The following is a 12871-nucleotide window of genomic DNA, read 5'->3' as shown; positions in this document are numbered from 1 at the left end:
GCCTCTTCAGGCGTTGAGCTTTTTCGCCTGGATACGCGAAGATGCCCTTTCGACCGTGATTTCGTAATGATCGCTCTGCGTCACCTCCGCGATCCTGCTCGGACGAAATGCAACCGCATTGATGCCACCCGCGTGACGCAGGCTGTCGAACAGAATCCCGAACTCGCCGCCCTTGCGCATCTCCTCACCGAACTTCTGTGATGCGGAATAATCTGCCAGGTCATAGACTGCGGGCAATGCGGCTTGCGCGCCGCGTATATCGACGAAATCCTCTTCCAGCTTGGCGGTATAGACCCGGAAGGTGCGGGCCAGACTGTCCTGCTGTGTCGCAACGGCTTCGCGACGCATGTGATGCGCCACCTCGATGACGGATGTGGTGAGCCGCGCCGCCGCATACCACGCGCCAAGCTCCGGCCCGTTAAACCGCATTCCGCCCGGCGCAACATGGAGAAAAGTCGCCATGACGATGCTGGAGTTGGGCCTGCCGAACACCCATTCCTCGCGGGGAAGGCGCTGCAATCGTTCAGCCAGAAGGCGATCATTCGTCCATCCCGCCAGTTCCATCACCGCTTCCAGATCAGCAGCCGTGGCAACCGTGTCGAAAAGACCGATAGGCGGAAAGCGCGACGGGATCAGGCGATAGCTCGGCTGCGGTGCGGGATTGCGCTTCACGAAAACACCACATCTTCATCGCGATAGGGCTTGAAGGCGCGATCCAGTTCATTCGGCTCCATATAGAGCCCGCCACGCGCCGCATCCAGAAAGCGGCGGACGGTCAGCAGTCCATCCTGCAAGCCGCTCGTCACAAGCCGCAACGGTGGATGCCCGCCGAAGACGCCAGCCTGATTGGGCCTATGCAGCCAGCGAATGCCCGCTTGCTCATCGGGATAGAGCACACCCAGCGCCTGATGGATGCCAAGCACTGCGGAAAGCCGCATCAGCACATCCACATCAAGCGTGATATCGCGGCGCTCGCGCACCGCCTTCACCCAATTGTAATAGGTTGATCGCGAAGGCAGGCCCAGCACCATCAGCCGCTGCTGTTCGTCCAGCCCCCACAGATCGGCAATGGTCAGGAAAGTGCGAAGCCCCGGTCCGCTCAACCGCTTGCGGGAACCGGGAGCGAAGCGGGCGGCATCGAGAATATCCGGTCCCTTGCCAATTTGCCTATCCAGCACTGCCTTGTTTCGGGCCATGATTGCCTCCGATCGTCCAGATCAGAATATAGTCCAAATTTGGACTAATGCAACCTGCGGCATTTCTCTTGAGACCGAAGAGGCTCTATTCAGCGGCGATGAGGGCGGTTCCGGCAGCGATTTCCGGCAGTATATCGAAGTGAACGGGACGCAACGAAACATAGCCGTTGCGGATATCCAGTACATGCGAATAGACATTCCGGCCGTCTTCGAGCAGCGGCAGCTTGTCCTCATGCATGATGCTGATGACGATGGATTGGGGGCAGCGCGCTTTCAGCGCTTCGTGGAAACGCATTTTCGAGGCCGGATCGAGTGCGCCGGTCGCTTCATCCAAAAAGATGATCGACGGCTTGTGCAGGAGAATGCGCGCCAGCACGATTTTCTGTTTCTGGCCGCCGGAGAGGATCATGTCCCATGGCGCGCCGTCTGCATCCGGGTCGTTCATGCGCTCGATGAATTCGCCCAACCCCGCTTCGTGCAGCACGGCTGCGACAGCCAGATCGCTGAACCGGCCTTCATCGGCCGGCAGGGCGACAAGCTGTTTCAGCGTTACGGAAGGGAACTTGGCCTCCTGCGTCGCATAAAGCGAGGTGGCATTCTGCGGATAGATGATTTCGCCAGCCCCGTAGGGCCACAGGCCATTCAGCGCCTTCATGAATGAAGTTTTGCCCGAGCCGGATTCGCCCCGCATGTAAACCCAGTCGCCAGCGCGCATATTGATCACGCCGGAGCGCAGGAAGGGCGCTTCGCTGTCCGGCCCCTGCATGAGAGCCAGATTGCGCACCGACAGGCCGAAGCGCGGATGCTGCTGCGCAAAAGCGAAACGGTTGATGCCCGACCGGCTGTAGAATTCGGTCGGTTCCTGAACATTTTCGATGGCCTGCGCCAGCCCCGTCACGCGGCCCGCATTGGCGCGCAGATTGGCAATCGCCGGCATGACCTGGATAAACCATGAGCAATCGTTGATCATGGCCGCGACCAGTTCCGCGCCCGTCACATAGTTACGGAAGCTGACGGAGCCGCTCATATAGGGCAGGAGGCCCGGAATATAGGCAACGATGCGGTTCGAGAGAAAGCCATAGGCCTGCGAGAAGGCGAGATAGGCGGCATCGAAACGGTTGAGCCGGTTCCACGTCCCGTCGACATCCTTGTAGAGACGGTCATTGACCGAGCGCTGCACAGCCTCACCACCGGACGCCGAAATCTGGAAACTGCGGCGCAAGAGCGTCGTCCATTCGCCACGATACGAGCCTTCGGCCTTCTGGATGCCGAGATTGAGGCGCTCCAGACGCTTGCCGATCTTGATGGCGACCAGTGTGCCGAGCGGGACATAGACGACGATTGCCGCGAAAGCCAGAACGGCGCTGCCGTAGCTGCCGAGGAAATCCAGCCCATCCACATGGGTGGACATCTCAATCAGCTTCTGACCGATGAAGAAAGCCGACAGGAATACGCCGACAATGCCCATGACGAGGCCAATGGCACCGCCGGTCATCCCCTTGATCGATTCCTGCAGGCGCTGGTCGATATTGTCGGGCTGGTCCTTGGCCCTGCCCTGCTGCAAATGGAAATGCGTGTGCTTGCCGTTCAACAGAGCGGTGGAAAACTGGTCGTTCAGCCATTTGCGCCATTTGCGATGCAGCGTGGTGGACAGGAAGTGACGGGAGCCGACCAGCATCACGTCCTTTGCCAGCATCAGCAGAACAAGAATGCCCGCATTGTAGGCTATCGTCATGAGGGGATGCTGAACAGGCGCGGTGTTCACATTGACGATGGAATTCATGAGCAGGCCGGAAGCCTCCGCCACCCACACGGTGGTCTTGCTCACGAAAGCCGTCATCAGAAAGATCGCGAGCGTGAGAGCCCAGGCTTCCTTCCAGCGATCGGAGACCCAATAGGCGCGCATCAGTCCCCAGAACGACGTCATATCGGCTACGGCAGACCTCTCCCTTGCCTGCAAGGTTTGCTGTCTTGTCTGCCGGTTTTTGTCCAATCCACACCCCATTCGTCATCAAGAAATGTAACACTGTGTTACATATTGCAACAAACTGTGGTTAACGGATTGTTAATAGTCAACACAAAAGCGGAGCGTATCGTCGTGAACATAACGGCGCACGACAGCAACAAGCTGAAATCGTTCAGCTATCAGAAACCAAAATATTTTCAGGCAAGCACCCGCTTTTGCGCCGGAAATCGGACGTTTCCGGGAAGCATCGCTCGTGATTCGACAGAAGGGGCCTATTGCGCAGCGAGATAGGTCTGCAAGCGCGGCACGACATAATCAAGAAAAACGCGGACCCGTTGCGGCAGTCGCGCGCCGCCCAGAAACACGGCATGCACGTCCTCCAGATCGTTCTCGACCGCGTCGGCGAGAACCTCCACCAACGCGCCGGAAGCAAGGTCGTTGCGCGCATGAAAATCAGCGATCCTTGCAAGCCCCAGCCCCGCAACCGCCATGCGGCGGACGGTCTCGCCATTATTGGCCAGGAGCGAGCCGTAGACGGCACGGTCCACGATCCGCCCGCTTTCCTTCAGCGGCCAGACTGGTGCGGCGCGGCGGAAATTAAAACCGATGCAATTATGCTCGGCAAGATCGTCGACAGTCACGGGCGTACCGTGACGCTCCAGATAGGCAGGAGCCGCCACGATCTTGCGCCGGGCAATGCCGAGTTTGCGCGCCGTCATGCTGGAATTGGGGAGGGTTCCGATGCGAAACGCCACATCGGTGCGGTCGAGATAAAGATCGACCAGTTCATCCGACAGCGACAGGTCGATCACGATATTCGGATAGGCGGCGAAGAATTCCGGCAAAAGCGGCTCCAGCGCCAGCGCGCCCAACGCTACCGAAGCATTGACGCGCACCGTGCCGCCGGTGCTTGCCGAACCTTGCGAAAGCTCGCGTTCAACTTCCTCGAAATCGCGCAGCAATCCCTGGCTGCGTTCGTAGTAAATCTGTCCCTCGCTCGTCATCGACAGGCGTCGGGAGGAGCGCTCCAGAAGCCGCACGCCGAGCCTCGCCTCTATACGGGATATGAGCTTGCTGATGGTCGAAGGATTCATGCGCAGAAGGCGTGCGGCCTCGGAGAAACTGCCTGCTTCCACAACTCGCATAAAAACCTGCATTTCGCCGATGCGATTGTCCATCGCCCGCTCCATCTGTGAAATCGTTTCACAGATAATGTGGATTCCGAGCGGATTTTCAAGCCCGCGCAATTGTCCTATCTGTGCAGCCGAGATCATACCTTACCTGAAACCTGCTGATTCAGGAAAACTGGAATTGACGGCCCGAAGCATGAGCCTCCCAAGCTCGCGCAATCGACGCGATATGCCGAAGGCCAATCGACAGGAGATAATATGAAAATCGTGAACGCAGATGGCGCGGCCATACCAGCGCTCGGCTTTGGTGTTTTCCGCATGACGGACGCCGAAGTGGAAAGCGTGGTTCCGGCAGCGCTGGAAGCTGGTTTCCGCCATTTCGACACCGCGCAAATCTACCAGAACGAAGCCGCCCTCGGGCGCGCCCTGCAAAAGGCGGGCGCACGGCGCGAAGACCTGTTCCTGACCACAAAGGTCTGGGTCGATAATTACAGCCCGGAAAAATTCGCGGCTTCCGTCGATGAAAGCCTCGACAAGCTGAGGGTCGATCAGGTCGATCTTCTGCTCCTGCACTGGCCTGCTGACAAGGTTTCCATCGCCGATCAGATCGACATGCTCAATGCCGTGCAAGCAGCAGGCAAGACGCGCTTCATCGGCGTCAGCAACCAGAACGTCGCGCAGATGAAGGAATCCGTCCAGAAGAGCCGCGCGCCCATCGTGACCAACCAGATCGAGGTTCACCCCTATCTCGACCAGAGCACGATTGCACAGGCCGCGAAAGCTGCCGGCGTCGCCATCACCGCCTATTACGGCATGGCCGATGGCGCGGTGCCGCGCGATGCAGTGCTTCAGGCCATTGGCGCAAAATACGGCAAGACCGCCGCACAGGTCGGCCTTCGCTGGCTGATCGAACAGGGTTTCGTCGCCCTTTCCAAGACAGCCAAGCCTGAGCGCGTGGCAGAGAATTTCAATGTCTTCGACTTTGAACTGAATGCCGAAGACATGGCCGCCATCGCCAAACTCAGCCGCCCCGATGGTCGCATCGTCAGCCCCGAAGGCCTGGCTCCCGTCTGGGACAAATAGGAATTTTATTATGAGCGCTACACAGTCTCACGACAGCGCGACGAAGGCGGCCGGTTTCAACTGGCCGCTGCTCGCGCTTGCAATCGGTGCCTTTGGCATTGGCACCACCGAATTTTCACCGATGGGCCTTTTGCCCGTCATCGCGGACGGCGTTGATGTCTCCATCCCGACGGCTGGCTTGCTCGTCAGCGCCTATGCAGTCGGCGTGATGGTCGGCGCGCCGGTCATGACACTCGCCTTCGGGCGCTTCGGCAAGCGCACCGCGCTGATGCTGCTCATGGCCATATTCACGCTCGGCAACATCCTGTCCGCGCTCTCTCCGGATTACTGGACGCTGCTCGCCGCGCGCCTCGTGACCAGCCTCAATCACGGCGCGTTCTTCGGCCTTGGCTCCGTCGTCGCGGCCAGTGTCGTGCCGCCTGAAAAGCGCGCCAGCGCTGTTGCCACCATGTTCATGGGCCTGACGATCGCCAATATTGGCGGTGTTCCGGCAGCAACCTGGGTCGGCCAGCAAATCGGCTGGCGCATGTCCTTTGCTGGCACCGCCGTTCTGGGCCTCGTCACGATCACCGCGCTTTGGCTTGCCCTGCCGCGCGGCGAAGCAGGCAAGATGCCGAATGTCGGCCAGGAACTTCGCGTTCTCATGCGCCCGACAGTGCTCATGTCGCTGGCAACGACTGTCATGGGCGCGGGCGCCATGTTCACGCTCTACACCTTTGTCGCGCCGGTTCTGACCGAACTGACCCACGCATCGGAAAGCTTCGTGACGCTGGCGCTGGTTCTCATTGGCCTCGGCTTCACCATCGGCAATGCGCTTGGCGGGCGTCTCGCCGATTGGTCGCTTGATGGTGCGACGCGCATCTTCCTTGGCGCGCTTGCGATCATCAGTCTCGCACTGCCGCTGGTGCTTACCAGCCATATCGGTGCCGCCATTGGTCTCGTTGCATGGGGCGCGGCAGCCTTCGCCATCGTGCCGCCGGTTCAGACCCGCGTCATGCAGGCTGCTTCCGAAGCGCCGGGACTGGCATCGTCGATCAATATTGGCGCGTTCAATCTCGGCAATGCCGTCGGCGCGGCACTGGGCAGCGGCGTTATCAGCCTTGGTTTTGGCTATGCCGCGATACCGGTAGCCGGTGGCCTTCTGGCAGCGGCGGGCCTGTTGTTCACGCTGTCCCGGCGTCCGAAAACAGCGCTGGCTCCTTCAGCCTGCTAATCCAACGTTCGCCTGAAGCGCAGAAGCGCCAGCGACGCAAACAGGAACACGAAGAATATGAGGGCATTCACCTCTCCGGCAATGTCGGAAAGGTGGGCGCCCTTCAGCATGACTGCGCGCACAATCCGCAGGAAATGCGTGAGCGGAAAAATCTCGCCAAGCATCTGCGCCCAATCGGGCATACCCCTGAACGGGAACATGAAACCCGACAGCATCAGCGAGGGCAGGAAGAAAAAGAAGGTCAGCTGCATGGCCTGCATCTGCGTGCGCGAAGCCGTCGAGATCGTATAGCCAAGCAGCACCAGCGACAGAACGAAGATCAGCACGCAGGCCAAAAGCAGCGCCAGCGATCCGACGAAGGGGACCCCGAACAGAAGTTTTGCCGCCGCCAGCACCACCACAACCTGCACGGCCCCGACGACCAGAAACGGCAGCACCTTGCCCAGCATGATTTCAGCCGGTGTTGCAGGCATGGCGAGCAGGTTTTCCATCGTCCCGCGCTCGGTCTCCCGTGTCAGCGCCATCGCCGTCATCATGACCATGGTCATTTGCAGGATCACGCCCAGAAGACCCGGAACGATATTATATTGCGACACGCCTTCCGGGTTGTAACGCCGGTGCACCACGACCTGAAGCTGGCTGCGCGCCATATCGGCGGCTTCGGCCTGTCTGCCCTGTTCGCGCAAAAGCGCCTGACTTGCGACGGTTCCAAGCGTCGAGATTGCTCCGCTTGCGACCGATGGATCGGTCGCGTCTGCTTCGATCAGGATCTGCGGCTGCGCGCCTGCGTCGACCCGCCTTGCGAAATCGGACGGGATCGTCACCACGAAGGAAACCGCGCCACTGGCAATCAGCGCCTCGGCTTCCGCCGCGCTTTGCACCACATGGTCGAACCGATAATAACCGGTTGTTTCCAAAGCCGAAATCATCGCGCGCGTATAGTGATCCTGGCTGGTCACAACCAGCGCGCTCGGCAGGCTTTTTGGATCGTTGTTGATGGCGAAACCAAACAGCAAAAGCTGCATCAGCGGGACAACCAGCATCATGGCGAAGGTGATGCGGTCGCGCCGCATCTGGATGAATTCCTTCATCAGCATCGCGCCAAGACGCTCGAACGAGAACCAGCCGCCGCTCATGATGGGCCGTCCTTCGCCATATTGTCCTCGGCACTGGCCATGAACTGAATGAAGACATCCTCAAGGCTGGTTTCGCCCGGCTCGATTCTGATCCCGTCGCGCTGCCTGATTTTTGTGAGCGCCTTTTCAAGCTTCGCCCGGTCGGAGCCCACCACATGCAGCGTCGCACCAAAAGGAGCCACCTGCTCCACGCCCGGTTCGCCTTCCAGTATGCGCGCAATTTCGCCAAGGCGCGGACCATTGACGATGAAGGTCGAAAGCCCGGCCTTGTCGATCACTTCCTGCACAGTGCCAGTGGCCAGCAGCTTGCCATAGGAAATATAGCTGATGCGGTGGCAGCGTTCGGCTTCATCCATGTAATGGGTCGAAACCAGCACGGTCAGCCCGCCATCGGCGAGACGATGGATCTCGTCCCAGAAATCGCGTCGCGCCTTGGGATCGACACCGGCGGTCGGCTCGTCCAGCAACAGAAGCTTTGGCTTGTGCATGATGCAGGCGGCAAGCGCCAGCCGCTGCTTCCAGCCGCCGGAAAGCGTGCCCGCAAGCTGGTTGCCACGCGAGGTCAGGCCCAGTTCCTCAAGCGTGCGCGCCACATGCTCCTTCACCGGCTTCAGCCGGTAGAGACGCGCAACGAATTCAAGATTTTCAGCGATGGTCAGGTCTTCATAGAAGGAAAAGCGCTGCGTCATGTAGCCGACCTCGCGCTTGATCTTGAGCCCTTCCGTGCGAAGATCGTAGCCCAGCACTTCGCCCTCACCCTCGTCGGGCGTCAGCAATCCGCACATCATGCGGATGGTGGTGGTCTTGCCGGAGCCGTTCGGCCCCAGAAAGCCGACTATCTCGCCCTCGGCCACCGACATGCTGACCTGATCGACGACAGTGGCATCGCCGAAACGCTTGACGAGACCCTTGACATCAATGGCGTTCGGCATTGCCGCCTCCGCCTATTGCGAAGCCAGATCGACATCCACGATCTGGCCGGGCTGGAGCGGTGATGCTGGATCGACGGGATGCGCCTCGATGAGGTAAACAAGCTTCTGGCGCGTTTCGAGCGAATAGATCACCGGCGGGGTGAATTCCGGATCGGGCGAGACATAGCTCACACGGGCTTGCAGTCCGGGCGCGCAACCGTCGCAGCGCACTGACAGCACATCGCCCGTCCGCACCGCCGCGAACTTGTCTTCCGGTATATAGACTTTCAGCTTCACCGCACCGTCTGGCAGCATTGTCAGCACCGGCGCGGAGGGACCGGCAATATCGCCGGGATTGCGGATGACATCTGTGATGCGTCCCGGGGCGGGCGCTTCGATGGTACGCTTGGCGAGATGCCAGCGCGCGGAATCGAGCTGCGCTTCGGCGCTCTTGACGGCATTTTCCGCCGCCTTGATGGTTTCAGGTCGGGCGGGAAGCCGCCCCACCGCCAGATTGGCCGTCGCCTGATTGATGGCAGCTTCCGCCACCTCCACCTTGGTCGCCGCATCGTCAAGCTGTGCCTGCGTCGTCACCCCGCGCTTCGTCAGGTCCTGCGTGCGCAAAAGCGTGCGCCGCGCATCGTCGGCCTGCGCCCTCGCCGTCCTGACCGCCGCTTCGAGAACGGCAATCTCATCGGGGCGCTTGCCGACCTGCAAATCCGCCAGTTGGGCGCGTGCCTGCGCCAGCGTCGCCTCGGCTTGCGCGACCGCAATCCTTGCGTCCGCGTCTTCGGTCTGTGCTATCGGCTTGCCCGGCTCGACGCGATCACCGCGCCTGACGGTCACGGACTGAACCTGCGCCACTTCCAGCGGCGCGAGCTGCACAAACTCCCCTTCCACATAGCCAACTGCAAGGGGCTGCGTGCTGCACGCTGCAAAAAGGTAGGAAGCGAAAGGGAGAATACACAGGACACTCATATCGACACCCCGGCGTTTTGAGCGGCGTCTTTGGCCGCAAGGATGGCCATCAGATTCTGGCGTACTATTGCTGCCACTGCCGCCGCCTCGTTCTCGCCCATCGTCGCCCAGCCCATGCGCCGTTTCACCGCCTCGCGGCCGATGCGGAAATAGACAACCTGCCCAAGCAGCGTGAAGATAATAAGCCGCGTATCCTCGCCCTCGGCAGGCTCGCCCGTCGCGACCTCCCATATGGCGCAAAGCCTTTTGTGCGTCGGCTCGAAAACGCCTGAATAGATCCGGTCGAGCGCCGCCGTCGGATGCGCCAGCTCGCGTTGAAGAAACTGCACGATTTCGCCCGATTGCGGTTGCGCCACGATGAATCGCGTCATCCGCTCGATCACCATGGCAAGAAGCTGCCGCGCCTCTTCCTTCGTGTTAGCGGACGTGCCGATCACCCCATAATGGCCGAGCGCCTGACCAGCCACGCCCTGTATTGTCTCGACGATATAGTCCGCCGCTGCCAGTCGCAGACCTTCCTTGTTGCCGAAATGATAGGCGATTGAGCCGATATTCGCCTTGGCAAGACCCGCGATCTCCCGCGTCGATGTGGCGTCAAAACCTTTCGACCCGAAAAGCTGCAATGCCGCATGGATAAGCGCGGCGCGCGTCTGTTCGGCCGATGCTCGACCGTCAGCCTTCGCGATATTTTCCGACGTGCTCATACATTTGATTTAATCAATCGATTGATTAAATGTCAAGCAATGCGAACAACGGAGAACCTTCGGGGGGGCTAGGGTTCCGTTGTTCGCTGCGGTCAGAGGCGAAGCAAACGCCGCCGCTGGCCCGTGTGTGGGCTTAGTTCAACGGCTCCGCATCAGCCGCGCCTGCCAACATGCCGACCGACCGCAATCGGTGTCGGCATCTCCTGATGGGAATGGAACACCCGCTGAAGGGCTTCCCGAATAACGGGCTTTGCCGCCACTGCTTTGCCCGCCTTGCTGTCGACATGCAGCAGCATCTGCTCGGCGCTGGCAATTTCCGTATCGCCACGCCGGAGGCTGTGAAAGACATGCGCGCGCTTTTCGTCGAAGGAGAGCAATTGCGTTTCGACATGCAGTGCATCGCCTGCCTTCGCCTCGCCGCGATGCATGATATGGGTTTCAACCGTATAGTAGCTATGCCCGGATTGCAGATAGGCCTCGTCCACACCGATATGGGCCAGAAACCTGTCCGTCGCCTGCCCGAACACATCCAGATAGCGATGCTCGGTCATATGTCCGTTATAGTCGATCCATTCGGGGATCACGCGCGCATCCAGAAGCCGCAACGGGCCGGAAGCTGTGGCGGGGCGGTCCGCCGCCGCATCGAGCCGCGCGGTATAGTTGTTGAGCAGCGCGCCCGCGCCCCAGCCCCTACCCTGCTGCTGTTGCGACAGGGCACGGATGATCGCGACCAGATTTTCATCGCGAATCCGCTCGAGATCGCGGATGGAAAGCCCTTCATTCTGCGCATCCGACTGGTCGGCGATGCGGTTGATCAGGCTGTCATCGAGGTCTGGCACATCCGTCAGCTTCGTCCATGGCCATTGCAGCGCAGGCCCGAATTGCGCAAGAAAGTGCCGCATACCTGCGGGACCGCCTGCAATGCGATAGGTCTGGAACAGGCCCATCTGCGCCCAGCGAAGCCCGAAGGAATAGCGGATGATATCGTCGATCTGCTCGACCGTTGCGATGCCGTCGCGCACGAGCCACAGGGCCTCGCGCCACAGCGCTTCCAGAAGGCGGTCGCCGACAAAGGCGTCGATCTCCTTTTCAAGCACGACCGGCTCCATGCCGGTCTGGCGATAGAGCGCGGAAGCGGCCTCAATCGTTGCGGCTGCGGTCTTTTCGCCGGGAACGAGTTCGACCAGCGGCAGCAGGTAAACGGGGTTGTAAGGGTGCGCGATCAGCAGCCGCTCGGGATGCCGCAACCCGGCCTGCAACTTGCTTGGCAAGAAGCCTGAAGTGGAAGATGCGATCAACGCATCGTCCGCACAGGCCGCTTCGATCTCCGTCATCACTGCAAGCTTCAGGTCGAGGCGCTCGGGCACGCTTTCCTGAACAAGCGCCGCGCCTTCAACCGCTTCGGCCAGCGACGCGGAAAAGGACAGCCGCCCTTCCTGCGGAAGGCGCACGGTGGTCAGCGCCGCCAGGGCCCGGCGCGCATTGTCGAGAATATGCTCGGTCGTCGCCTTCGCATCCGGCGACGGATCGTAAACAGCAACATCGAAGCCATTGAGCAGAAAGCGTGCGGCCCAGCCGCTGCCGATGACACCGCTGCCGATGCAGGCGATCTTGGGAGGATTGCTGTTCATGACTATCACCAGCGCTTCGTGAGCTTGAGTTTCTCGCGGACTTCGGCGGGCGTCAGAACCTTCGTTCCCATATTGACGGCGATGTTCCGCGCCCGTTCAACCAGATCGCCATTCGACGCCAGAACGCCCTTGTCGAGCCAGATATTGTCTTCCAGTCCCACACGGATATTACCGCCTGCAAGCACGGCGAGCGCCGCATAGGGCAACTGGTTGCGGCCAATGGAAAAGGCCGAGAAAATCCAGTTTTCCGGCAGGTTGTGGAGGATCGAAACCAGCGTCGCCAGATCGTCGGGCGCGCCCCACGGGATGCCCATGCACAACTGCACCAGAACCGGATCGTCGAGCAGGCCCTGCTGCTGCAGCCATTGGGCAAGCGGCAGATGACCCGTATCGAAAATCTCGATTTCCGGGCGCACGCCAAGCCGCTGTATCTGCGCGGCCATCTCCTTGAGCATGGCGGGCGTGTTGGTCATCACATAATCGCCTTCGCCGAAATTCATCGTGCCGCAATCGAGCGTGCAGATTTCCGGCAGGAGTTCAGCAACATGCGCAAGCCGTTCCGTCGCGCCAGCCATATCGGTTTTCGAAGCATCGGGCGGCAGCGGGGCTTCTGCCGACCCAAAGACCAGATCGCCGCCAACGCCTGCGGTCAGGTTCAGCACGATATCGACGCCAGAGGCGCGGATATGATCCACCACTTCGCGGAAAAGCTCCAGCTTGCGCGATGATTCGCCGGTTTCGGGATCGCGCACATGAATGTGGGCGATTGCGGCGCCTGCCTCGGCGCTTTCGATTGCCGCATCCGCGATCTGGCGCGGCGTGACCGGCACCTTGTTCGAGCGATGCGTGGTAGCCCCGGCCCCGGTGACGGCGGCGGTGATGAATATTTCGCGGGCAGGTTTTAAAGGCATGTCGTTTCCCTC

12 protein-coding genes are annotated in these 12871 nt (G+C 60.5%); 2 read left to right on the top strand and 10 right to left on the bottom strand.

Features of this window, described 5'->3' with window-relative positions; translation table 11 throughout:
• Positions 1-6: 6 nt before the first annotated feature.
• From F9K78_RS06970 to F9K78_RS06955, 4 genes are all read right to left on the bottom strand, one after another.
• Positions 7-672, bottom strand: coding sequence for an RES family NAD+ phosphorylase (locus tag F9K78_RS06970; RefSeq protein WP_121986243.1), 666 nt, complete (start codon positions 670-672; stop codon positions 7-9).
• Complete coding sequence (locus F9K78_RS06965) at positions 669-1196, bottom strand: MbcA/ParS/Xre antitoxin family protein (protein WP_121986242.1); 528 nt, start codon at positions 1194-1196, stop codon at positions 669-671. The genes F9K78_RS06970 and F9K78_RS06965 overlap by 4 nt, the downstream gene beginning before the upstream one ends.
• A gap of 85 nt (positions 1197-1281) precedes the next feature.
• Positions 1282-3189: an ABC transporter ATP-binding protein/permease gene (locus F9K78_RS06960; RefSeq protein WP_121986241.1), complete on the bottom strand. Its 1908-nt coding sequence runs from the start codon at positions 3187-3189 to the stop codon at positions 1282-1284.
• 245 nt (positions 3190-3434) lie between these two features.
• Positions 3435-4340 carry a LysR family transcriptional regulator gene (locus F9K78_RS06955; RefSeq protein ID WP_121986354.1) on the bottom strand — a complete coding sequence of 302 codons (906 nt, stop codon included), beginning with the start codon at positions 4338-4340 and terminating at the stop codon, positions 3435-3437.
• A gap of 210 nt (positions 4341-4550) precedes the next feature.
• On the opposite strand from F9K78_RS06955, the gene F9K78_RS06950 reads away from it, so the two are divergent.
• Together F9K78_RS06950 and F9K78_RS06945 are read left to right on the top strand one after the other, a co-directional pair.
• Positions 4551-5375 (top strand): aldo/keto reductase, encoded by an 825-nt coding sequence (locus F9K78_RS06950; protein WP_121986240.1) that lies wholly within the window; start codon positions 4551-4553, stop codon positions 5373-5375.
• Between the two features lie 10 nt (positions 5376-5385).
• Positions 5386-6588, top strand: a complete 1203-nt coding sequence (locus F9K78_RS06945; RefSeq protein ID WP_121986239.1) for an MFS transporter — start codon at positions 5386-5388, stop codon at positions 6586-6588.
• On the opposite strand, the gene F9K78_RS06940 is transcribed toward F9K78_RS06945, so the two are convergent.
• From F9K78_RS06940 to F9K78_RS06915, 6 genes are all read right to left on the bottom strand, one after another.
• Positions 6585-7724 carry an ABC transporter permease gene (locus tag F9K78_RS06940; RefSeq protein WP_121986238.1) on the bottom strand — a complete coding sequence of 380 codons (1140 nt, stop codon included), beginning with the start codon at positions 7722-7724 and terminating at the stop codon, positions 6585-6587. The genes F9K78_RS06945 and F9K78_RS06940 overlap by 4 nt on opposite strands.
• Entirely contained in the window at positions 7721-8656 is a 936-nt protein-coding gene (locus F9K78_RS06935; RefSeq protein ID WP_121986237.1) for an ABC transporter ATP-binding protein, read from the bottom strand. Before F9K78_RS06935 ends, F9K78_RS06940 begins: the two co-directional genes overlap by 4 nt.
• Positions 8657-8668: 12 nt before the next feature.
• Positions 8669-9613 (bottom strand): HlyD family secretion protein, encoded by a 945-nt coding sequence (locus F9K78_RS06930; protein WP_121986236.1) that lies wholly within the window; start codon positions 9611-9613, stop codon positions 8669-8671.
• Positions 9610-10317 (bottom strand): DUF1956 domain-containing protein, encoded by a 708-nt coding sequence (locus tag F9K78_RS06925; RefSeq protein ID WP_121986235.1) that lies wholly within the window; start codon positions 10315-10317, stop codon positions 9610-9612. The genes F9K78_RS06930 and F9K78_RS06925 overlap by 4 nt, the downstream gene beginning before the upstream one ends.
• A gap of 152 nt (positions 10318-10469) precedes the next feature.
• Entirely contained in the window at positions 10470-11948 is a 1479-nt protein-coding gene (locus F9K78_RS06920; RefSeq protein ID WP_121986234.1) for a carnitine 3-dehydrogenase, read from the bottom strand.
• A gap of 5 nt (positions 11949-11953) precedes the next feature.
• Positions 11954-12859: a beta-keto acid cleavage family enzyme gene (locus tag F9K78_RS06915; RefSeq protein WP_121986233.1), complete on the bottom strand. Its 906-nt coding sequence runs from the start codon at positions 12857-12859 to the stop codon at positions 11954-11956.
• Positions 12860-12871: the final 12 nt, after the last annotated feature.

Origin of the sequence: Brucella pseudintermedia (assembly GCF_008932435.1) — a bacterium.
In the GTDB taxonomy this organism is placed as follows: domain Bacteria; phylum Pseudomonadota; class Alphaproteobacteria; order Rhizobiales; family Rhizobiaceae; genus Brucella; species Brucella pseudintermedia.
This window is presented reverse-complemented; position numbering and strand designations above follow the sequence as displayed.

What these genes read in the sequence shown, in the direction of transcription:
- F9K78_RS06955 (WP_121986354.1), bottom strand. Translation starts at nt 4,340, where the DNA reads ATGGACAATCGCATCGGCGAAATGCAGGTTTTTATGCGAGTTGTGGAA.
- F9K78_RS06945 (WP_121986239.1), top strand. Translation starts at nt 5,386, where the DNA reads ATGAGCGCTACACAGTCTCACGACAGCGCGACGAAGGCGGCCGGTTTC.
- F9K78_RS06920 (WP_121986234.1), bottom strand. Translation starts at nt 11,948, where the DNA reads ATGAACAGCAATCCTCCCAAGATCGCCTGCATCGGCAGCGGTGTCATC.
- F9K78_RS06915 (WP_121986233.1), bottom strand. Translation starts at nt 12,859, where the DNA reads ATGCCTTTAAAACCTGCCCGCGAAATATTCATCACCGCCGCCGTCACC.
- F9K78_RS06935 (WP_121986237.1), bottom strand. Translation starts at nt 8,656, where the DNA reads ATGCCGAACGCCATTGATGTCAAGGGTCTCGTCAAGCGTTTCGGCGAT.
- F9K78_RS06930 (WP_121986236.1), bottom strand. Translation starts at nt 9,613, where the DNA reads ATGAGTGTCCTGTGTATTCTCCCTTTCGCTTCCTACCTTTTTGCAGCG.
- F9K78_RS06950 (WP_121986240.1), top strand. Translation starts at nt 4,551, where the DNA reads ATGAAAATCGTGAACGCAGATGGCGCGGCCATACCAGCGCTCGGCTTT.
- F9K78_RS06965 (WP_121986242.1), bottom strand. Translation starts at nt 1,196, where the DNA reads ATGGCCCGAAACAAGGCAGTGCTGGATAGGCAAATTGGCAAGGGACCG.
- F9K78_RS06925 (WP_121986235.1), bottom strand. Translation starts at nt 10,317, where the DNA reads ATGAGCACGTCGGAAAATATCGCGAAGGCTGACGGTCGAGCATCGGCC.
- F9K78_RS06940 (WP_121986238.1), bottom strand. Translation starts at nt 7,724, where the DNA reads ATGAGCGGCGGCTGGTTCTCGTTCGAGCGTCTTGGCGCGATGCTGATG.